23 protein-coding genes are annotated in these 19,007 nt (G+C 29.2%); 13 read left to right on the top strand and 10 right to left on the bottom strand.

The features are described 5' to 3' along the window. Nucleotides 1–5 precede the first annotated feature (5 nt). Complete coding sequence (locus FIA58_RS05285; protein WP_140960861.1) at nt 6–461, bottom strand: DUF4870 domain-containing protein; 456 nt, start codon at nt 459–461, stop codon at nt 6–8. Between the two features lie 188 nt (nt 462–649). Between FIA58_RS05285 and FIA58_RS05280 the strand changes: the two genes are divergently transcribed. Both FIA58_RS05280 and FIA58_RS05275 read left to right on the top strand, forming a co-directional pair. Continuing rightward, the gene (locus tag FIA58_RS05280) at nt 650–1,105 is read left to right on the top strand and encodes a DUF4442 domain-containing protein (protein WP_140961510.1); all 456 of its coding nucleotides are present in this window, start codon (nt 650–652) and stop codon (nt 1,103–1,105) included. 79 nt (nt 1,106–1,184) lie between these two features. Next, nucleotides 1,185–2,090 (top strand): TIGR01777 family oxidoreductase, encoded by a 906-nt coding sequence (locus FIA58_RS05275; protein WP_140960859.1) that lies wholly within the window; start codon nt 1,185–1,187, stop codon nt 2,088–2,090. 79 nt (nt 2,091–2,169) lie between these two features. Here the strand turns inward: FIA58_RS05275 and FIA58_RS05270 are convergent, their stop codons facing one another. After that, a complete protein-coding gene (locus FIA58_RS05270) occupies nt 2,170–2,838 on the bottom strand; it encodes a YceI family protein (RefSeq protein WP_140960856.1) in 669 nt (222 codons plus the stop codon). A gap of 194 nt (nt 2,839–3,032) precedes the next feature. Here FIA58_RS05270 and FIA58_RS05265 point away from each other — a divergent pair, with 194 nt between their 5' ends. From FIA58_RS05265 to FIA58_RS05235, 7 genes are all read left to right on the top strand, one after another. Next, nucleotides 3,033–3,578: a nucleotide exchange factor GrpE gene (locus FIA58_RS05265; protein ID WP_140960853.1), complete on the top strand. Its 546-nt coding sequence runs from the start codon at nt 3,033–3,035 to the stop codon at nt 3,576–3,578. Nucleotides 3,579–3,649: 71 nt separating this feature from the next. Next, the gene (gene dnaJ, locus FIA58_RS05260; RefSeq protein WP_140960850.1) at nt 3,650–4,768 is read left to right on the top strand and encodes a molecular chaperone DnaJ; all 1,119 of its coding nucleotides are present in this window, start codon (nt 3,650–3,652) and stop codon (nt 4,766–4,768) included. 151 nt (nt 4,769–4,919) lie between these two features. Then, nucleotides 4,920–5,255 carry a hypothetical protein gene (locus FIA58_RS05255; protein WP_140960847.1) on the top strand — a complete coding sequence of 112 codons (336 nt, stop codon included), beginning with the start codon at nt 4,920–4,922 and terminating at the stop codon, nt 5,253–5,255. Nucleotides 5,256–5,424: 169 nt separating this feature from the next. Beyond that, nucleotides 5,425–6,345 (top strand): ABC transporter ATP-binding protein, encoded by a 921-nt coding sequence (locus tag FIA58_RS05250; RefSeq protein ID WP_140960844.1) that lies wholly within the window; start codon nt 5,425–5,427, stop codon nt 6,343–6,345. A 38-nt stretch (nt 6,346–6,383) separates the two neighbouring features. Further along, nucleotides 6,384–7,691, top strand: a complete 1,308-nt coding sequence (locus tag FIA58_RS05245; RefSeq protein ID WP_140960841.1) for an ABC transporter permease — start codon at nt 6,384–6,386, stop codon at nt 7,689–7,691. Nucleotides 7,692–7,695: 4 nt separating this feature from the next. After that, the gene (locus FIA58_RS05240; protein WP_140960838.1) at nt 7,696–8,085 is read left to right on the top strand and encodes a hypothetical protein; all 390 of its coding nucleotides are present in this window, start codon (nt 7,696–7,698) and stop codon (nt 8,083–8,085) included. Between the two features lies 1 nt (nt 8,086). Continuing rightward, on the top strand, nt 8,087–8,914 hold the full coding sequence (locus tag FIA58_RS05235) for a mechanosensitive ion channel family protein (protein WP_140960836.1): 828 nt from the start codon (nt 8,087–8,089) through the stop codon (nt 8,912–8,914). 46 nt (nt 8,915–8,960) lie between these two features. Here FIA58_RS05235 and FIA58_RS05230 read toward each other — a convergent pair whose 3' ends face one another. After that, nucleotides 8,961–9,104, bottom strand: coding sequence for a hypothetical protein (locus FIA58_RS05230; RefSeq protein WP_165928855.1), 144 nt, complete (start codon nt 9,102–9,104; stop codon nt 8,961–8,963). Nucleotides 9,105–9,120: 16 nt separating this feature from the next. On the opposite strand from FIA58_RS05230, the gene FIA58_RS05225 reads away from it, so the two are divergent. The 3 genes from FIA58_RS05225 to FIA58_RS05215 all read left to right on the top strand — a co-directional run bounded on the left by FIA58_RS05225 (nt 9,121) and on the right by FIA58_RS05215 (nt 11,240). Continuing rightward, nucleotides 9,121–10,284: a sigma-54-dependent transcriptional regulator gene (locus tag FIA58_RS05225; protein WP_140960833.1), complete on the top strand. Its 1,164-nt coding sequence runs from the start codon at nt 9,121–9,123 to the stop codon at nt 10,282–10,284. Nucleotides 10,285–10,364: 80 nt separating this feature from the next. Continuing rightward, nucleotides 10,365–10,979, top strand: a complete 615-nt coding sequence (locus tag FIA58_RS05220) for a DEAD/DEAH box helicase (protein ID WP_140960831.1) — start codon at nt 10,365–10,367, stop codon at nt 10,977–10,979. A gap of 42 nt (nt 10,980–11,021) precedes the next feature. Further along, complete coding sequence (locus tag FIA58_RS05215; protein ID WP_140960827.1) at nt 11,022–11,240, top strand: DUF2007 domain-containing protein; 219 nt, start codon at nt 11,022–11,024, stop codon at nt 11,238–11,240. Between the two features lie 61 nt (nt 11,241–11,301). Here the strand turns inward: FIA58_RS05215 and FIA58_RS05210 are convergent, their stop codons facing one another. After that, nucleotides 11,302–11,967 (bottom strand): YceI family protein, encoded by a 666-nt coding sequence (locus FIA58_RS05210; RefSeq protein ID WP_140960824.1) that lies wholly within the window; start codon nt 11,965–11,967, stop codon nt 11,302–11,304. A gap of 90 nt (nt 11,968–12,057) precedes the next feature. Then, nucleotides 12,058–13,281 (bottom strand): MFS transporter, encoded by a 1,224-nt coding sequence (locus FIA58_RS05205; RefSeq protein WP_140960822.1) that lies wholly within the window; start codon nt 13,279–13,281, stop codon nt 12,058–12,060. 243 nt (nt 13,282–13,524) lie between these two features. Here FIA58_RS05205 and FIA58_RS05200 point away from each other — a divergent pair, with 243 nt between their 5' ends. Further along, the gene (locus FIA58_RS05200; RefSeq protein WP_140960820.1) at nt 13,525–15,159 is read left to right on the top strand and encodes an ABC-F family ATP-binding cassette domain-containing protein; all 1,635 of its coding nucleotides are present in this window, start codon (nt 13,525–13,527) and stop codon (nt 15,157–15,159) included. 78 nt (nt 15,160–15,237) lie between these two features. Here the strand turns inward: FIA58_RS05200 and FIA58_RS05195 are convergent, their stop codons facing one another. The 5 genes from FIA58_RS05195 to FIA58_RS05175 form a co-directional block, all read right to left on the bottom strand. Next, complete coding sequence (locus FIA58_RS05195) at nt 15,238–15,894, bottom strand: hypothetical protein (RefSeq protein ID WP_140960817.1); 657 nt, start codon at nt 15,892–15,894, stop codon at nt 15,238–15,240. A 118-nt stretch (nt 15,895–16,012) separates the two neighbouring features. Continuing rightward, on the bottom strand, nt 16,013–16,357 hold the full coding sequence (locus FIA58_RS05190; protein WP_140960815.1) for an FEKKY domain-containing protein: 345 nt from the start codon (nt 16,355–16,357) through the stop codon (nt 16,013–16,015). Continuing rightward, nucleotides 16,347–17,564, bottom strand: a complete 1,218-nt coding sequence (locus tag FIA58_RS05185) for a hypothetical protein (RefSeq protein WP_140960812.1) — start codon at nt 17,562–17,564, stop codon at nt 16,347–16,349. The genes FIA58_RS05190 and FIA58_RS05185 overlap by 11 nt, the downstream gene beginning before the upstream one ends. Then, a complete protein-coding gene (locus FIA58_RS05180; RefSeq protein WP_140960810.1) occupies nt 17,545–18,459 on the bottom strand; it encodes a hypothetical protein in 915 nt (304 codons plus the stop codon). The genes FIA58_RS05185 and FIA58_RS05180 overlap by 20 nt, the downstream gene beginning before the upstream one ends. A gap of 2 nt (nt 18,460–18,461) precedes the next feature. Next, complete coding sequence (locus FIA58_RS05175) at nt 18,462–18,995, bottom strand: RNA polymerase sigma factor (protein ID WP_140960808.1); 534 nt, start codon at nt 18,993–18,995, stop codon at nt 18,462–18,464. Between the last annotated feature and the right edge of the window lie 12 nt (nt 18,996–19,007).

Below are 19,007 nucleotides of genomic sequence, written 5' to 3'. Positions count from 1 at the left end.
TGAAACTATTTTATAAAATTGATTGTTAGCGGGTAGTTATAATACTCTCCATTAGCACTTTTAAAAGAGGCATAAATGATTAGAAAAAATTCACTTAGTTTTAAAAAGAACACTAGAATTAAGGCTACTAAGCCAAGAATAACCATTCCTGTTATGTTTTGAGTTGTAATAATTTCTCTTATTGTAACTTGATTATCGCTTATTTCTAGTTTCTCAGCAATACTTATAAACCAATATAAACAAGTAGGTATTGCAATTATTAAGGCTATTAAAGAATATAGTAAAATACTTAATTGAAAATTTAAGGCTTGTTTTCCATTATAATCTACAAAAGCTGATTTTTCTTTTTTTGAAGTCCATAATAATAGAGGAAATAAATAATTACCAAAAGGGATTAAGTATTGACTTAATGTGCTTAAATGAATTAGTGATCCTATACTTTTTTCGTTTGATGTTTCCATAATCTATTTTTGTTTTTATTGTTTTTTTTAAAGAACTATCTTATAGCTATTAATTTCTTATACAAAGATAAGTCTAAAAACTAGTATTATGTTACGCATAGTACTATTTTTTAACATAAAATTAACAATTACTAAAAATAGTATGAATGCATAGTATTTTTTGTATTTTTACAAAAAATATAGAAATTATGCGATTTACACCTTCAAAATTAAATGCTTTTATGTTCTTTAAATTACCTGCAGCCTATTGGTGTGGCGTAAGAGTAAAAGAGATTACAAGTGAACACTGTGTAGTAACTGTAAAACATAGATGGTTTAATCAAAATCCATTTAAATCAATGTATTTTGCTGTCCAAGCTATGGCTGCAGAGTTTACTACAGGAGCTTTAGTGATGTATCAAATAAAGGAAAGTGGTGCTAATATTTCTATGTTAGTGGCTAATAATAAAGGTTCTTTTACTAAAAAAGCAACTGGTAGAATAGCTTTTACTTGTATACAAGGTAACGATATTAAAGAAGCGATTCAAAAAGCAATAGATACTAAAGAAGGTCAAACTATATGGGTTACATCTATAGGTGTAAATGAAAAAGGAGAACAAGTTTCTGAAATGTTGTTTGAATGGACAGTAAAGGTAAGAGGATAAATTTTCAACACATGTTAACGTTAGTTAATTAATTGATGTTAGGTTTAATACTTCGTATTTTTGTATAAAACGTAATTGTATGAAAGTTTTAATAACAGGGGCTACTGGTCTAGTTGGTAACGAGTTGTCAGACTTGTTATTGCAGAATGGTATATCTATACATTATTTATCTACTTCAAAATCAAAATTAGTTTCAGAATCTAATTATAAAGGTTTTTATTGGAACCCAAACGCTGGTGAAATCGATAAAAATGCATTTGATGAAGTGGATGTGATAATACATCTTGCTGGTGCTTCTGTCTCTGAAAGATGGACTACTTCCTATAAAGAAGAGATAATTAATAGTAGAGTTTTATCTACTCGATTAATATTTCAGACATTGTCAAAAAATCAAAATCAGGTAAAGCACATTATTTCAGCTTCTGCTATTGGAATTTATCCAAATAGCTATGATGTTGTTTATAAGGAGAATGAAGAAGAAGTTGATGATTCTTTTTTAGGAGAAGTTGTTTTAAAATGGGAAAAGGAAGTAGATCATTTTAAAAGGATTTCAATAGCAGTTACTAAAGTTAGAACAGGAATTGTTTTAGCTAAAGAAGGTGGTGCACTTAAGAAAATGACAACACCAATTAAATTTGGTGTTGGTGCTGCTTTTGGTACAGGAAAACAATATCAGTCTTGGATACACAATCATGATTTAGCATCTATATATTATTATATACTTTTAAATAAACTTGAAGGAATTTATAATGCTGTGTCACCTTATCCTGTAACTAATGAAGGGTTAACTAAAGCCATTGCAAAAACGATTAATGCTCCTTATTTTATGCCAAATATTCCTAAGTTTCTTTTAAAGTTAGTTTTAGGAGAGATGCATCAAATTTTATTTACTAGTCAGAATGTAAGCGCAAGGAAGATATTAGATAAAGGATTTCAGTTTAAGTTTGCTTCATTAGACAAAGCATTACAAGATTTATTGAAATAGAAAAAGTCTTTAATAATGAAAATGCCCCAAAAAGTCAGACACTATTTGGGGCATTTTTATAAAAAAACAAAATTTAAGATTACTTAGTAGCCTTAACTTTTATAGTAAGTTCAATTTCGTCATTAACAAATTTATCTTTTAAATCATCAAAAATAGATTTTGAAGCATAGTTAACACCCCATAAAGTTCTATCAATTTTAAAAGAATCAGAAATTAAAGAAACCTCATTTTCATTAATAGAAATAGCTGCAGGAAAACTAATTTCTTTAGCGATGTCTTTCATGGTTAAAGTTCCGTTTACTGTGAATTTTCCATCAGTTTCACTAACAGAATTTATTTTAAAACTACTTGTTGGAAATTTAGAAGTATTAAAGAAATGATCTTCTCCTTCTTTTTCACCTGTCCCTTTTAAATGAGTTTCTAAATCGGTTTTTCCAGTCTCTTCTGTTAAATCAGTAACCGTGATAGAAGTCATATCAATAATAAAAGAACCATTAGTAATCTTACCATCAGTAATTTCAAAATTACCTTCTTTAATAGCAATTGTTCCTGTATGTTTTCCAGCAGGTTTAGAACCTACCCAATCAATTATTGAAAAAGTAGTATCTACATTGTATTTTCCTGAAACACCTACTTCTGTAGTAGTGTTTTCTGTTGTTGTTTCAGTATTTTCTGTTGGAGTTTCTTTTTTACAACTACTTAAAGAAAAGATTGTAATTAAAGCCAAACTTAAAACGCTTTTTTTCATGATAAAATTTTTAAAATATTTATTTTGATTTGAATTGGTTCAAATATATGTATAAAAAGGCAAATTTAAAAGCTAAAAATACCTATTACTTAATCTGTAATATTGTTGATGATTATGACAATTTGACATTTTTTAGTCTTTGGCAATAGATTTGCTAATTATAGAAAATAAAATTTATCTAAATAAAAATAAATATGAGTCAAGATAATACTGAAAACATTGAGAAAGAAAACATTGAAAAAGATACTGTTCAAGAGGGAAATGTTTCAGAAGATCAAGCCGTTGAGTTAACAGTTGAAGAACAACTTCAGGAAGATTTAGCCAAGGAGAAAGATAAGTTTTTGCGTTTATTTGCTGAATTTGAAAATTACAAAAAAAGAACCTCTAAAGAGCGAATTGATTTATTTAAAACAGCTAATCAGGAAGTTTTACAGTCTATGTTGCCTGTGTTGGATGATTTTGACAGAGCTTGGGAACAAGTTTCTAAATCAGAAGATGAAGCATTGGTAAAAGGAGTAGAGTTGATTCATGAAAAACTAAAATCAACGTTAGTTTCTAAAGGGTTAGAAGTTGTGGAAATTAAATCTGGAGATGTTTTTAATGCTGATTTTGCTGAAGCAATTACTCAAATTCCGGCTCCTTCTGATGATTTAAAAGGAAAAATAGTAGATGTTATTGAAAAAGGATATAAACTTGGAGATAAGATTATTCGTTTTCCTAAAGTTGTAATAGGTAATTAAGAATACAAATTGTCAGTTCGAGTATTCTAAATAGTTTAGGATGTATCGATAACAAGTTGAAAACTGTATATATGAAAAAAGATTTTTACGAAATATTAGGTATTAGCAAAGGTGCCTCCGCAGAAGAAATAAAGAAAGCTTATAGAAAAAAAGCAATTCAATATCATCCAGATAAAAATCCTGGTGACACACAAGCTGAAGAAAATTTTAAATTGGCTGCTGAAGCATATGAAGTTTTAAGTGATGCTGACAAAAAAGCACGTTATGATCAATATGGTCATGCTGCATTTGATGGTGCTGGTGGTTTTGGAGGTGGCGGTCACATGAATATGGATGACATCTTTAGTCAGTTTGGAGATATTTTTGGAAGTGCTTTCGGTGGAGGATTTGGTGGAGGATTTAATGGTGGAGGTCAAAGAAGAGTGAAAGGAAGTAATCTTAGAATTAAAGTAAAGCTTACTTTAGAAGACATTGTTAATGGTGTTGAAAAGAAAGTAAAAGTAAAACGTAAAGTTCAAGCTAAAGGAGTTACTTATAGAACTTGTTCTACTTGTAATGGAAGTGGACAAATCATGAGAGTAGCAAATACTATTCTTGGAAGAATGCAAACAGCTTCTACTTGTAATGCATGTGGAGGTTCTGGTCAAATATTAGATGCTAAACCTTCTGGTGCAGATGCTCAAGGTATGATAATGGAAGATGATACTGTATCAATTAAAATTCCAGCGGGAGTTGTAGACGGTATGCAGTTAAAGGTTTCTAACAAAGGGAATGAAGCTCCTGGTAACAATAGTGTTCCTGGTGACTTAATTGTAGCAATTGAGGAATTGGAACATGATTTTCTAAAACGTGAAGGTGAAAACCTTCATTATGATTTATATATCAGCTTTCCAGAAGCAGCTTTGGGTATTTCAAAAGAGATTGAAGCAGTAGGCGGAAAAGTAAGAATAAAATTAGAAGAAGGAATACAATCAGGTAAAATACTTCGTTTGAAAGGTAAGGGAATTCCTAGCTTAAATGGTTATGGAAATGGGGACTTATTGGTGCATGTTAATGTTTGGACTCCTAAAACTTTAAATAAAGAACAAAAAGTCTTTTTTGAAAATATGTTAAGTGATGATAATTTCAGGCCATCCCCTGAAAAATCAGATAAATCTTTTTTTGAAAAAGTAAAGGATATGTTTTCATAATTGGATAAAAATATATACATTTGAAATTCACTTCCTTACGGAAAGTGAATTTTTCTTTTTCATAGCAATTTTTCCCATCCTTCGTAAAAAAGGGATGGGTTTTTTGTAACATTTTCTTAAATTTCCTACTAATTTGTATAAATTCCTAATTATGCACTATTTAGTAACACATGAAAACTACAAGAAATTGATTTTTTTAGCAGATAATTCTGTTGTTGCTGAAATGAACTATAAGGATTGGTTTAATTCAAAACCTTATATAAATTGTAAAAATGGATCAAATTACATCTTTGAAAAGCCAAGTGTTTGGAAGCTGGATTTTATAGTTAAAAAAAATGTTACAGTTCTTTTAGAGTTTAGTTTCAATTGGAACTCATCTATAACAATTATCTCTCAAAAAAAGGGTATTGTAAAAAAGATGTTTGTAAAAATGGAAAGTATTTGGAAATCCAATTATATATTGGTAAACAATTCAAACCATCAATAGTGTACAATTTCTAGAAAATTTAGTTGGAAAAACTAGAAAACAAATTATTATATAGTTGAAAATGATATGATTTCTTCCATAGAACAGTCAGAAATACTATATTTATCAATAATACACGGTTTAATTATTTTAAACAGTAGTGCAGTGGCAGCTTAAAAACAAAAAATATATGAGCAATATTCTTGAAGTTAATAATGTAGTCAAACAATATGGTAATTACACAGCCTTAAATAATGTTTCTCTTGCTGTGCCATCTGGAAGTATATATGGTCTTTTAGGACCTAATGGAGCTGGTAAGACGACACTAATTAGAATTATTAATCAAATCACCATGCCAGATTCTGGTCAGGTATTATTAGATGGTGAAGTTTTAAAACCAGATCACATTCAATATATAGGTTATCTGCCTGAAGAGCGTGGTTTGTATAAAACCATGAAAGTAGGAGAACAGTGTTTGTATTTAGCTCAATTAAAAGGATTATCGCATCAAGAAGCTAAAAAGCAATTGAAATATTGGTTCGAAAAATTTGGGATAGAGGATTGGTGGAATAAAAAAATCCAAGAATTATCTAAAGGAATGGCTCAAAAAATTCAATTTGTTGTGACAGTACTTCACAAACCAAAATTATTAATATTAGACGAACCTTTTTCAGGTTTTGATCCTGTAAATGCTAATTTGATTAAGGATGAAATTATAGAATTAAATAAACAAGGTACATCTGTTATATTCTCTACACACCGTATGGAAAGTGTAGAAGAAATGTGTAACTATATTGCTTTAATACATAAGTCGAATAAGCTTATTGAAGGTAAATTAAATGATGTAAAACAACAATACAGAACCAATACTTTTCAAATAGGTGTTTTAACAAACGATATAGAAGGATTAATGTATCAATTAACACAGAAGTTTTCTGTAGAACAAACTATTTTTAAATCGCTTAATGATGATATAAAGTTAGAAGTTAAAATAGGAAATCATACATCAAATGAGCTGTTGTCTATACTAACTAGTTTTGGCCAAGTAACCCATTTCGTAGAAAAAATACCCAGTGTAAATGATATTTTTATTCAGGCTGTTTCAAAGTAATAATTACTAAGCAAGTGCTAAACTAATAATCAAAAAAAATGAACAAATTATTCTTAATTATAAAAAGAGAATTCATTGCAAAAGTTAGAAACAAATCTTTTATTGTAATGACATTTTTAAGTCCTTTGTTGTTTGTAGGAATAGCAGCGTTAGTTGGTTTTTTATCCACCATGAATAAAGACAAGGCTACAGAAATAGCCATCCATGATGAAGGAGGTTTTATAAAAACTAATTTTAAAAATAATAAGGATTTTCATTATTCAGATATTTCAACAATGCCTTTTGGGATTGCAAAAGATTCAGCAGCTAGGAATTATGAAGGGTTATTATATATACCCAAAGTAGATTCGTTACAACTCATAAAAGACAAAGTGGAATATATTTCTGAAAATAGTGCAAGTATAAATTTTATTGGACATGTTGAAAAAATAGTAGATTCTGTTTTAACATCTAATCAATTAAGAATTTTAGGATTAGATGAAAAGAAAATAGAAGAAGCAAAAGTTGATTCAACACTGAAATTGTCTAAATTTTCAGGAGAAGAAAGTTTAAAAGGATTAAATGAAATAAAAATTGCTATTGGCGGTTTAATGGGTTATTTAATTATGATGTTCATTATTATATATGGTAATTTTGTAATGCGAAGTGTAATTGAAGAAAAAACCAATCGAATCATTGAAATTATAATTTCTTCTGTAAAACCATTCCAACTAATGATGGGTAAAATTATTGGAAATTCTTTGGCAGGAATTCTTCAATTTTTGATTTGGATTATTGTAGGATTACTTTTAGCATTTGTGGCACAAACATTCTTTGGCTTACAACTAAATTCAAGTGCTTCCTTGTCACCAGAAATGATGGCTGCTGCTGGACAATCTGAAGGAATGTTAAAATTTCAATCTTATTGGACTGAACTTATGAACTTACCGTTAACATTAATGCTGGTAAGTTTTATTCTTTATTTTATAGGAGGTTATTTTTTATATAGTTCGTTATATGCAGCCATAGGAGCAGCAGTAGATTCAGAAACAGATTCTCAACAATTTCTACTACCTATTATTATGCCTTTAATTTTAGGAGTTTATATAGGTTTCTTTACTGTTATAAATGATCCACACGGAACAGTAGCTACTGTTTTTTCAATTATTCCATTTACATCGCCCATAGTTATGTTAATGCGAATTCCTTTTGGAGTGCCTTGGTGGCAGTTAGTTTTATCTCTTGTTATTTTATTTGGAACCTTTACTTTTGTAGTATGGTTTGCAGCAAAAATATATCGTGTGGGAATATTGATGTATGGTAAAAAACCAACTTGGAAAGAATTGTTTAAATGGTTAAAATATTAAAAAAATGTTTAGAGTTTTTATAAGCCTAAGTCTTATTCTTTTTCTATTAAATTCTTGTATAGGATACTATCCTAAGGAAATTTTTACTCCAGTAGGTAATGAATTAGCAAGTTGTACTAAAAAAGATTCTATTGTAGATTTATTTTTTGACGGCGAACCGATTACTTTTGAATATGAAAAAGTGGGACTCATTGAGGTTCAGGGAGCTAATTTTGATAAAGATATTGATGTAATTAATGTACTTAAGAAATTAGCAAATAAAAAATGTTGTGATGCTGTTATTGGAATAAAAAAAGAATATTTACAAAGGGAGGCAGGTTTGGTATTTGAAAATGAACATGAAAGTACATATAAATCTATCTCTTATTATGGAATAGGTGTAAAAAGAAAATAACATGTTAGAAACACTAAAAAATATTCTAAATTTTAAATTACTTGATACTGATTCTATAGATATTACTGTAGGAACAGTTGCTTTGTTGCTAATTGTTTTAGTGCTTACAAGTGTGATTTTAAAATTAGTTAGAGTTGTTTTTACAAGAAAATTACCGTTAGAAGATAAAAATAAGTTTATTAGTTTCTTTCAGTTTATTCGGTACATCGTCTTTATTTTTGCAATCATTTTCGCATTAGATGTTTCAGGTGTTAATATGAGCGTACTTTTAACAGCTTCAGCAGCATTATTAGTAGGTTTAGGTTTTGCCTTGCAACAGTTATTCCAAGATATTATTTCTGGAGTCTTAATTATTTTAGATCAATCTTTACATGTAGGTGATATCGTAGAAGTAGATGATAAGGTTGGTAAAGTTCTTGACATAAAATTAAGAACTACAAGAGTGGTAACAAGAAATGATAGAGTCATGGTGATTCCTAATCATAAATTCATGATGGATACACTATTTAATTGGACACAAAATAGTTATATTAATAGAGAACAAGTAAATATAGGAGTTGCTTATGGAAGTGATGTCGAATTAGTAAAGAAAACATTATTGCAATGTGCAGAACAAGAAAAAGATGTAGTTAAAGAGCCTAAACCACTTGTTTTGTTTGAAGATTTTGCTGATTCTTCTTTAAATTTCTCACTTTATTTTTATGTAGCAGATGGAATGGCAAGTCCGCTCATAAAAAGCAATTTGAGATTTAGTATTGATAAGGCTTTCAAACAAAATCGAATTTCTATTCCATTTCCACAACGCGATATTCACATTATTAATCAATAGAAACGAATGGCTTGCGAATTTTTGTTATAGTAATTCCTGCTGTACATTACAATCTGTTATTGCCATTAGTTAAGTAATCTAATAGAAAATAGGTAAAAGCAATAACAGGATTTTCATTCCCATCAGGGTTAGAAAGGAAATGTATTGATTTTTCACTAACTTTGAAGCCAATTAAAAATACAAAATTCACAATTTATAACAACAATATGCCAAAAATATTAGTTATTGAAGATGAAGCTGCTATTAGAAGAGTCTTAGTAAAAATTCTTTCTGAAGAAAATGATAGCTATCAAGTTGATGAAGCAGAAGATGGACTTCAAGGAATAGAAAAAATAAAGAATGAGGATTACGATTTAGTACTATGCGATATCAAAATGCCAAAAATGGACGGTGTTGAGGTACTAGAAGCCGTAAAAAAAATAAAACCTGAAATTCCAATGGTCATGATTTCTGGTCATGGCGATTTAGAAACCGCAGTGAATACCATGAGATTAGGAGCTTTTGATTACATATCAAAACCACCTGATTTAAACCGATTATTAAATACAGTTCGTAATGCTTTAGATAAGAAGAAATTAGTAGTAGAAAACAAAATTCTTAAGAAAAAAGTAAGTAAGAATTACGAAATGATAGGAGAAAGTGAAGCGATTAATCATATTCGTACTATGATTGATAAAGTAGCTCCTACAGATGCTCGTGTGTTGATAACAGGACCAAATGGAACAGGAAAAGAGTTAGTCGCTCATCAATTACATGAAAAAAGTGATCGCTCAAATCAAGCTATTATTGAAGTAAACTGTGCAGCTATTCCTTCGGAATTAATAGAAAGCGAGTTATTTGGTCACGTAAAAGGAGCTTTTACATCAGCCGTTAAAGATAGAGCAGGGAAATTTGAAGCCGCAAATGGAGGAACTATTTTTTTAGACGAAATAGGAGATATGAGTTTACCAGCTCAAGCAAAAGTATTGAGAGCCTTGCAAGAAAATTTAGTGCAAAGAGTAGGTGCAGATAAAGATATTAAAGTGGATGTACGTGTAATTGCAGCTACAAACAAAGATTTAAAAAAGGAAATTGAAGAAGGGCGTTTTAGAGAAGATTTATACCATAGACTAGCAGTGATTCTAATAAAGGTTCCTGCTTTAAATGACAGAAGAGATGATATTCCAGCATTATTAAAGCATTTTACCAATAAAATTGCAGAAGAACAAGGGAATACAGAAAAAGGATTTAGTAAAACAGCCATTAAATTACTACAAGAATACGACTGGACAGGAAATATTCGTGAATTAAGAAATGTAGTCGAGCGTTTAATCATTCTTGGAGGAACTGAGGTTTCAGAACAAGATGTAAAATTATTTGCAAGTAAGTAATAAAATAGTAATTGGTAAACGATAATTAGGGTATATTTTTTATTGTTAATTATTAGTAACTAATCACTAATACTAAAAAAATGAAATTAAAAAAAATAAACGAGGCTTTACAGCAACGATTAGTAGAAGTCGGTTTAACAGAAGCAAATGATTTGCAAGAAGGGACATTTTCTACTATTAAAAGTGGAGTAGATGCTATTATTCAATCGAGTAAAGGTTCAGGGAAAACGACTACTATTGTTATTAATGTAATTCAGAAGTTAGTTAAGCCTTTTGAAGAATCTCCAAGAGCTTTAATCATGGTACAAGACAAACCTCAAGTACTTGAAATGGTAGATTTATTTAATCAATTAGGAAAAAATAACAAATTAAGAGTATTTGGAGTTCATGATAAAACGGATTTAGATGATGATAAAAACCAAATTTCGTTAGGAATAGACATTCTTATTGGTACACCAAATAAGTTGAATATCATGTTCTCTGGTGCAGGTTATAATGTAAACCGTTTATTAATGGTAGTAGTTGATGATGCTGATATTTTACTAAGAAATAGATTAGATCCAATAATTAAACGTATCTCTGATAGTATTAGCAAAACACAGCGTATTTTCTTTTGCAATGAAATAACAGAAAAAATTGATTTTCTTGCTGAAAAGATTATGATTGATCCTGTTTTTTTAGAATCAGATGAATAACTTAGGTTTAATAGTAAAAAATAAAAGTAAATACATAATATCATGGCATTAAAAAAGATTTTTTCTGGTAGCGAAATTTTGGCATCAGGATTGCAACAAAAATTAGAAGCAATTAATATTTTTCCTGTTGTAAGAAATAATTTGCAAGCGGCTAGAGTATCAGGATTTGGTAATTCAGGTATGGCTGTGGAATTATTTATCGAAGAAAGAGAATTTGTAAAGGCAGAAGCAGTTATTGATGACTTCAAAATGAATTTATAAAAAAAAAAATGCCTTGAAAAATTAAATTTCAAGGCACTTTTTTTATTATTTATTACCTGTTTTACTCGAATAAAACAGAACCACTGATAGCAACATCACTCCAAGTTTTACTAACTCCATCTGCTCCTTTGTGTAATTCGAAGCATGCTTTATTAATAGCTTCGATAGCTGTTTGACCTCCAAAATCATCTAAATTAATAGTTGAATTTAAGGCAAATTTTTTGTTTTCATATGTAAATGGAACTTCCATTTGTTTAGTAACATCATTTAAAGTTAAAGTTAGAAAACACTTTCCATCTCTAAAATTTAAAGCACCACCTATCATTTCAGTATTTTTTAAAGCGGCAAAGAAAATTGTTTTTAATTTATTGTCTCTATCTTCGTTATTAGTGAATAAGCTACTAACAGGAATTGAGAAAGAGGCACCTTCTAGGACAGCTTCTGGAGTGTTACCAGTTTGTGTGTTTTTTAATTCAATTTCTTTGAAGCTACCACCTACAGCTACTTTGTCAGTAGTTTTATATGCTGTCCAACTCACTTTTGTTGAATCAGAAACTATTTTTAAACCACTTACTTCTTCTGTTTTTATTTCCTCAACAGGTGTTTCGGTTTTTTCTTCTTTTTTACAACTTGTTGTAAGTATTGTCATGGCAAATGCAAATAGAGCTATTTTTTTACTCACAATGTTAACATAGTTTTTTTTGTGTTCGTGAATCTGCGATTTCATAATTGGTTTTGTTTAATTTAGTATCAAAGATAAAAAGAAATTCATGTGATTACAACATACTGCTGTTAAAGATAGATTAAAAAATAAAGATTACTTAAATAGCTTTTGTCTATAAGTTACTAAGGTTATGAAAAAACCAAAAATGCCTATAGTTGCAAAAGAATATTGCAATGAAGTGGCTTCAGCAATATATCCAATGATAGGCGGGCCAATTAAAAATCCAAGAAAGCTAATACTGGAAATGATAGTCAAAGCTGTCTCAGTAGCAACCGATTTAATTTTCCCAGTTTCGTTGAAAACTATTGGAATTACATTAGATACACCAAACCCAACCAGCATAAATGCAATAGTACAAGTAATTAAGTAAGGTAAAAGGACAGCAGTATATAAACCAACACTTATAACAATACCACTAGTTAGTATTACTTTTCTTGAACCATATTTCTGCACTAAAAGATCACTTAAAAACCGCCCTGTTGCCATAGTAATCATAAAACAGGTATAGCCTAATGCAACTAAAGTGGCTGGTGCTTGTACGATTTCTTTGAAATATACTCCACTCCAATCAAACATAATTCCTTCACTTGCCATACAGCAAAAGCTAATTACTCCTAACCAAATTAAAATTTTATCAGGAACCTGGAAAATAGATTTTTTTACTTTTTCAAGATGCTTACTAACTTTAGTTTGTACCAAATATTTAGAGTTTAATGCAACTATAATAGCAACAAAACCAAAAGCTATAATAAAATGAATGAAAGGAGATAAACCTAAATAAACCATTAATAAAGATACTAAAGCACCAAAGAAACCAGCCAAACTCCAAGAGCCATGAAAGAAACCCATTACAGGTTTTTCAAAAAGTTGTTGGGTTACAACTCCTTGTGTATTACTGGCTATGTTACAAAAATTCCCAAAAACACCGAATAGAAATAATGCTAATGCTAATTGCCAACTAGTATTTGCTAAACCCAAAAAAGTTAAAAAAAGAGCATAAAGTAAAGTACCGTATATGGTGACGGTACGACTTCCAAAACGACTCACTATTTTTCCAGAAAAAGGCATTGCAACTAATTGACCAATGGGAAGAAAAAATAAAATAGTACCTAAGTCTGCTTCACTTAACTGCAAAGAAAGTTTTAAATCAGGAATTCGACTGGCCCAAGTGGCAAAACAAAACCCTTTCCCAAAGAAAAATAAAGCCATTGCAATTCGAATTCGGAATAAATAATCGCTTTTTAACTTTCTAAATGATTTTTTGATTTTAGCTTTTGGTAAAATTTTTGATAGAAAACTATAGTCAATTAGAGGCATTTTTTATTTTTTTGGTTAGCAAAATTAAGTTATTTTACACAGTAAGTATAGTTAATGACTTATTTTCTAATGCGAATTATTTATTTGATAATAAATTAAGAATCAAATTATCAACTTACTTTTTTTATAAGTTTTTTTGTTTTTCTAAATTGGCTTATTCGCTTAATACTCTATATTTGCACCTTCAAAAATTATAGTTACTTGTCTTTTGACTTTTAACTTTCGCCTTTTAACTTTTATAAAATGATTACAGTAAACGACGTAGCAGTAGAATTTGGTGGAACAACGCTTTTTAGTGAGGTAACTTTTGCCATTAATGAGACCGATAAAATTGCCCTTATGGGTAAAAATGGAGCAGGAAAATCTACTCTTTTGAAAATTGTTGCAGGTGAAAATAAACCAACTCGCGGTGCAATTTCAGCTCCAAAAGAGGCTGTTATTGCTTATTTACCTCAGCATTTATTAGCAAATGATGATTGTACGGTTATGGAAGAAACTTCCAAAGCGTTTGCTGAAGTTTTTAAAATGAAAGCAGAAATAGATGAAATTAATGAACAATTAACAATTCGTACCGATTATGAAAGTGATGCTTATATGAAACTTATTGAAAAAGTTTCGGAACTTTCTGAGAAGTTTTATGCTATTGAAGAGGTGAATTATGAAGCTGAAGTTGAAAAAGTACTAAAAGGATTAGGTTTTGAAAGAGAGGATTTTAGTAGACCAACAAAAGAATTTTCGGGAGGATGGAGAATGCGAATAGAGTTAGCAAAAATCTTATTAAAAAAACCAGATTTAATTCTACTAGATGAGCCAACAAATCACTTGGATATGGATAGTATTCAATGGTTGGAAGACTTTTTGGTAAACCAAGCCAAAGCAGTAATGGTTATTTCTCATGATAGAGCTTTTGTGGATAATATTACAAATCGTACGATTGAAGTTACAATGGGAAGAATTTATGACTATAAAGCCAAATATTCACATTATTTAGAATTAAGAAAAGACAGAAGAGTTCACCAGCAAAAAGCTTACGAAGAACAACAAAAATTCATTGCAGATAATCAAGCCTTTATTGATAGATTTCGTGGTACTTTTTCTAAAACTGATGCAGTTCAGTCTCGTGTTAGAATGTTGGAAAAAATTGTCCCAATTGAGGTTGATGAGATTGATAACTCGGCTTTAAAGTTAAAGTTCCCACCATCTGTTCGTTCAGGTCAATATCCTGTGGTGGTGAAAGAATTGTATAAAAGTTATGGAGATCATGTGATTTTTAAAGATGCTAATATTGTTATTGAAAGAGGCCAAAAAGTAGCTTTTGTGGGTAAAAATGGTGAAGGTAAATCAACCATGATAAAAGCTATCATGAAAGAGATTGAAATCAATTCTGGAAGTGTTGAAATTGGTCACAATGCACAAATTGGTTATTTTGCTCAAAATCAAGCTTCCTTATTAGATGGAGATGCTACTATTTTTGAAACTATTGATAGAATTGCAGTAGGAGACATTCGTACCCAAATCAAAAATATTTTAGGAGCCTTTATGTTCCAAGGGGATGACATTCAAAAGAAGGTGAAAGTGCTTTCTGGAGGAGAAAAAACACGTTTGGCTATGATAAAACTGTTATTAGAGCCTGTTAACTTATTGATTTTAGATGAGCCTTCAAATCACTTAGATATGAAAACAAAAGACATTATCAAAGATGCTCTACGCGATTTTGACGGTACTTTAATTTTAGTATCTCATGATAGAGATTTCTTAGATGGTTTGGCTACCAAAGTTTTTGAATTTGGAAACAAAAGAGTAAAAGAACATTTTGAAGATTTAAAAGGTTTCTTAGAAATTAAAAAAATGGATTCTTTAAAGGAAATTGAGAAATAGTGATTAGTCCTTAGTCCTTAGTAATAAGCGGTTAGTAAAGTAAATAGTAAAAAAGCTCCAATTGGAGCTTTTAGTTTTTTATAATTCAACTTTCCAAATTTTTAAAAGTTCAATGAATTCTTTTAAAACGGATTTATTTATAGTTTCATCATCACATTTGTTCAAAGCAAATATTGGAGCATAATAAAAAAAAGAATTATATGTATTGTTTTGTAAAAAAGTGATGCTGTAACCATTATTATCTGTTACAATACATCTACTAATTTTATTTGAGTCAATTGTAAAATCAGTTTGATTATATTTTTGAAAATTAATTGTTTTTTCAGCTTTCAAAGAGGCTAATAATTCAGATTTTTTCTTATTATTTAGCTTAATTTTCTCGACCTTTTTTTTATATCTTTTCCCTTTTAGATAACTTTTTGGAATTTTTTCTTTAAATGCATTGATTATGCTATCTTCTGAAAAAATATAATGGATTCTATCATCAAATGCATTCCAACCATAACTTATAGAGATTGTAACACAAATAGCATTTCTTTCAAGTTCAAAGGGAAATTCTAAAGTTTTAACATCAATGGTATCTTTTAAACTTAAAAATAAGAAAGGATCATCTATTTCCTTTTCAACAAGAGATTTTTCTTTTTTTATTTCAGGAATTTCAGGTTTTGAAATATTTTTTTCTTCTTTTTTACAGGAAATTAAAGAGACTAATAAAAAAACAAACACTTTTTTCATAAATTAGTTTTAAGAGAATAACTACAAGAACTATACCATTACCTTTCACTAATCACTAATCACTAATCACTAATCACTAATCACTAATCACTAATCACTAATTACTAATTACTAATTACTATTTCTTCTTCCACTTTTCAAAACCCATTGAAGAACTTTTTATTTCTTTTTGCCAATATATTCCAAACTCTAAATTCAATTTTTCAAAAACAAGTGCGTTTTTAATTTCATACTCTTTAAAATTTACAGGAGCCAAACAGCCAAAATCATGATATTGAATGTTGTATTTTTTAGCAAAAGCCAAATCTTCTTTTGTGATAGTGGAAGCAATTCCACTTATGATGTAAATGGTTTGAGTTTTTGAGTTTACTTCAATTTTTGATGTTGTTATTTCTATTTGTTTTTCTTGTGCTTGTGTTTGAAAACAAAAGAAAAGTAGTAATGCTAAAATATTATAGTTCATCTTTTTGTATTTTATTAGTGACATCAGTTCCTCCCCATTCAACCAGAGTAAAACCTTTACGTTCTGTTTTAGGTAATTGTTGTTCTTTAATAGACATGGATTGCTCTAAGCCATAAAATTCCATATAGATTCTAATAGAAGTTTCAGGTTTTGGGTTTACCGAATTAATTGAAACTTCATTACAAGCATCATTTGTCAAAAAATGAATAAAATTGAATTTGTTTTGCTCTAAAATAGGTAACCAAAACTGAATAAACTCATTTGTTTCTTGATTGTTTAGACCAACATGCTCTAGTTTTTCAATTAAAAAATGGGTTAAATTCTCTTTTGCAACGATAAAACCATCTTTGTATTGATAATGTTCTTTTGGTAAATTAAATATCCCATCCCAAAATAAAGAATTATAAACGCGTTTGGTTTTAGTATCGTAAAGCTGTCCACTTGGAGAAGCTATAACTTTCCAGTTTTCTTCATATTTTGGGAAAGTAGTTAGTAGTTTTCCATTGAAATCAAATTGCAATGTAACTTCTGTTTCTTCTTTTGGGTAAAGGTAAATTACTGGTTTTTTAAGAAGAATTGGTTTGTCATTTGAAAGAAGAATAGCTTTTAAAGAAATAGTAATCGTTTTTTGTTTTTCGATTATTACTTTTTGTGATACATAATTAGAGTTTTCAAATTGCAAAACATCATTTTTACGAACTTTAATTTTGAATTTACCATCAAAATCGGCTAAACAGTCATTTTTAGTATTTAAGTTTTTAATTTTAGTTCCTGGTAGAGGATTTTTTTCACAATCTAAAATCAATCCTGTAAGGGTAAACTCTTTACCTTTGTTTTCTGAATATTCGTAAGGATATAATTTATAAAGTTTTTCTAACTTTTTATCTGAAATGTTTTTTGTGGTTATGATAATTGTACCTTCAGCAGAATTATGTTTAAAAATAGTACTAGAGTCTCTTTTTAAAACATTTAGATCTTTGATTTTTAGAACATTTATTTTTTCTAATATATTACTACTTACAATAGTTCCGTTAACCAAAACAATTGGATCTTTTCTTTTATCAATAATAGATGATTTGCATTGAAAAATGTTTAGTTCTTTCGTTTTTATTATAGAATCTTGTGCGGCTATATTTACTCCAATAAATACTAGTAAAATTAAAGTCAGTACGTTTTTCATAATGATATTACTTAATTGGTTTTTCATTTTTTGTTTTAATAATCACAACACCTTCTTTTCCTTTAACTCCGTATATTTTTTCACCTTCTTCTTTATACAAAATAGTTGTTGCAATAATTTTTTGTTTGTCAAGAGGATAATAGGGACTTGTAGGGTTTTTTCCAAATAAAGATTCTTCACTATACTCGACACCATTAATAATATATAATGGATTTGTGAGCACATAAATAGAATCAATTTCGTCTTTAGTTATTTCTTTAAGACCATTAACACTATCAACTTTTCCATTAATTATAACTAAAGGATTAGGTTTTTTAAAAGTAGTTCTCGGATTTTGTAGTGATTTATTACTGGTTGATTGAAAACTAGTGTATTCTATTCTTTGATTTCTTTTTTTTAAGTTTGGAAATAAAATGTTATCTTTTTTATTTGTTTTCGAAGTTGAATCTGCCGTTTCGATAAATCCCAATGCATTATTGTTTGGAATAATTTTTAAATTATTTTTTTGAAGTTTTAAGCTATCGTTTTTAACAAGTTCAATTGGTGATGTTTTAAAAACAACTTGATTTTCTTTCAAATTAAATAAAGTGTCCTTTTTTATTTTTTTTACCGTGTCTTTAACTAAACTGATTATTTGTTCTTCTTTTAATAATTCTTTTTTTACCATAGAATCATTAATTACAATTGAGTCTCTTTCTATTCTGGATTCTCTTTTATTGAAATTGTAAAGGATAGATAAAACAATGATAATTGAAGCAGCGACACTAATTTTTTTCCAATTATTTTTTTCTTTCTTAAGAACATTTGTTTCCAACTTCTCCTCAACTCGCGCCCATACTTTTTCCATTCCAGGGAAAGTATTGGTTTCAGCTTTTTCGGCTACTTGTTGTATTTTTTTATATAATTTATCTTCTGTTCCCATGATTATTTTGCTTTTTGATAGTAAAAAGTGTTTACCAATTCTTTTAACTTCGTTTTGGAAGCATTCAATTGTGATTTAGAGGTGCCTTCTGAAATACCTAATTGATTGGCAATTTCTTTATGCGAATACCCTTCAATGACAAATAAATTAAAAATCGTTCGACAACCTTCTGGAATATAAAGGAGTAAATTCAATAAATCAGCTTCTTCTAAATCGGTCACATTGTCTGCTAAAGGTTGGGATTTGTAACTTACATCTTCTAAATATAAATTAAAGTTGAGATTCTTTTTTAATTGTAACAAACATTGGTTGACTACAATTTTTCTTGCCCAAGCTTCAAAAGCATAGATTTCTTTTAATTGATCAATTTTGGTAAAGAGAATAAAAAAGCCATCCGCTAAGACTTCTTCGATTTCTTCTTCTTTTTTAAGATAGCGTTTGCATAAGTGATACAGCTTTGGAGCCATATATTCATAAACCTTACGTTGCGCTTCGCGGTTTTGCTTTTTACAGGCTTGTATTATTTTTTCATCCATCACAATTGGTTG

It is taken from the genome of Flavobacterium jejuense (assembly GCF_006491595.2).
Taxonomy (GTDB): Bacteria; Bacteroidota; Bacteroidia; order Flavobacteriales; family Flavobacteriaceae; genus Flavobacterium; species Flavobacterium jejuense.
Note: the sequence above shows the minus strand (reverse complement) of the source record. Positions and strands in the feature narration are given on the sequence as shown.

Coding starts and splice junctions, on each gene's coding strand:
- FIA58_RS05285 (WP_140960861.1), bottom strand. CDS start 461: ATGGAAACATCAAACGAAAAAAGTATAGGATCACTAATTCATTTAAGC.
- FIA58_RS05280 (WP_140961510.1), top strand. CDS start 650: ATGCGATTTACACCTTCAAAATTAAATGCTTTTATGTTCTTTAAATTA.
- FIA58_RS05275 (WP_140960859.1), top strand. CDS start 1,185: ATGAAAGTTTTAATAACAGGGGCTACTGGTCTAGTTGGTAACGAGTTG.
- FIA58_RS05270 (WP_140960856.1), bottom strand. CDS start 2,838: ATGAAAAAAAGCGTTTTAAGTTTGGCTTTAATTACAATCTTTTCTTTA.
- FIA58_RS05265 (WP_140960853.1), top strand. CDS start 3,033: ATGAGTCAAGATAATACTGAAAACATTGAGAAAGAAAACATTGAAAAA.
- dnaJ (WP_140960850.1), top strand. CDS start 3,650: ATGAAAAAAGATTTTTACGAAATATTAGGTATTAGCAAAGGTGCCTCC.
- FIA58_RS05255 (WP_140960847.1), top strand. CDS start 4,920: ATGCACTATTTAGTAACACATGAAAACTACAAGAAATTGATTTTTTTA.
- FIA58_RS05250 (WP_140960844.1), top strand. CDS start 5,425: ATGAGCAATATTCTTGAAGTTAATAATGTAGTCAAACAATATGGTAAT.
- FIA58_RS05245 (WP_140960841.1), top strand. CDS start 6,384: ATGAACAAATTATTCTTAATTATAAAAAGAGAATTCATTGCAAAAGTT.
- FIA58_RS05240 (WP_140960838.1), top strand. CDS start 7,696: ATGTTTAGAGTTTTTATAAGCCTAAGTCTTATTCTTTTTCTATTAAAT.
- FIA58_RS05235 (WP_140960836.1), top strand. CDS start 8,087: ATGTTAGAAACACTAAAAAATATTCTAAATTTTAAATTACTTGATACT.
- FIA58_RS05225 (WP_140960833.1), top strand. CDS start 9,121: ATGCCAAAAATATTAGTTATTGAAGATGAAGCTGCTATTAGAAGAGTC.
- FIA58_RS05220 (WP_140960831.1), top strand. CDS start 10,365: ATGAAATTAAAAAAAATAAACGAGGCTTTACAGCAACGATTAGTAGAA.
- FIA58_RS05215 (WP_140960827.1), top strand. CDS start 11,022: ATGGCATTAAAAAAGATTTTTTCTGGTAGCGAAATTTTGGCATCAGGA.
- FIA58_RS05210 (WP_140960824.1), bottom strand. CDS start 11,967: ATGAAATCGCAGATTCACGAACACAAAAAAAACTATGTTAACATTGTG.
- FIA58_RS05205 (WP_140960822.1), bottom strand. CDS start 13,281: ATGCCTCTAATTGACTATAGTTTTCTATCAAAAATTTTACCAAAAGCT.
- FIA58_RS05200 (WP_140960820.1), top strand. CDS start 13,525: ATGATTACAGTAAACGACGTAGCAGTAGAATTTGGTGGAACAACGCTT.
- FIA58_RS05195 (WP_140960817.1), bottom strand. CDS start 15,894: ATGAAAAAAGTGTTTGTTTTTTTATTAGTCTCTTTAATTTCCTGTAAA.
- FIA58_RS05190 (WP_140960815.1), bottom strand. CDS start 16,357: ATGAACTATAATATTTTAGCATTACTACTTTTCTTTTGTTTTCAAACA.
- FIA58_RS05185 (WP_140960812.1), bottom strand. CDS start 17,564: ATGAAAAACCAATTAAGTAATATCATTATGAAAAACGTACTGACTTTA.
- FIA58_RS05180 (WP_140960810.1), bottom strand. CDS start 18,459: ATGGGAACAGAAGATAAATTATATAAAAAAATACAACAAGTAGCCGAA.
- FIA58_RS05175 (WP_140960808.1), bottom strand. CDS start 18,995: ATGGATGAAAAAATAATACAAGCCTGTAAAAAGCAAAACCGCGAAGCG.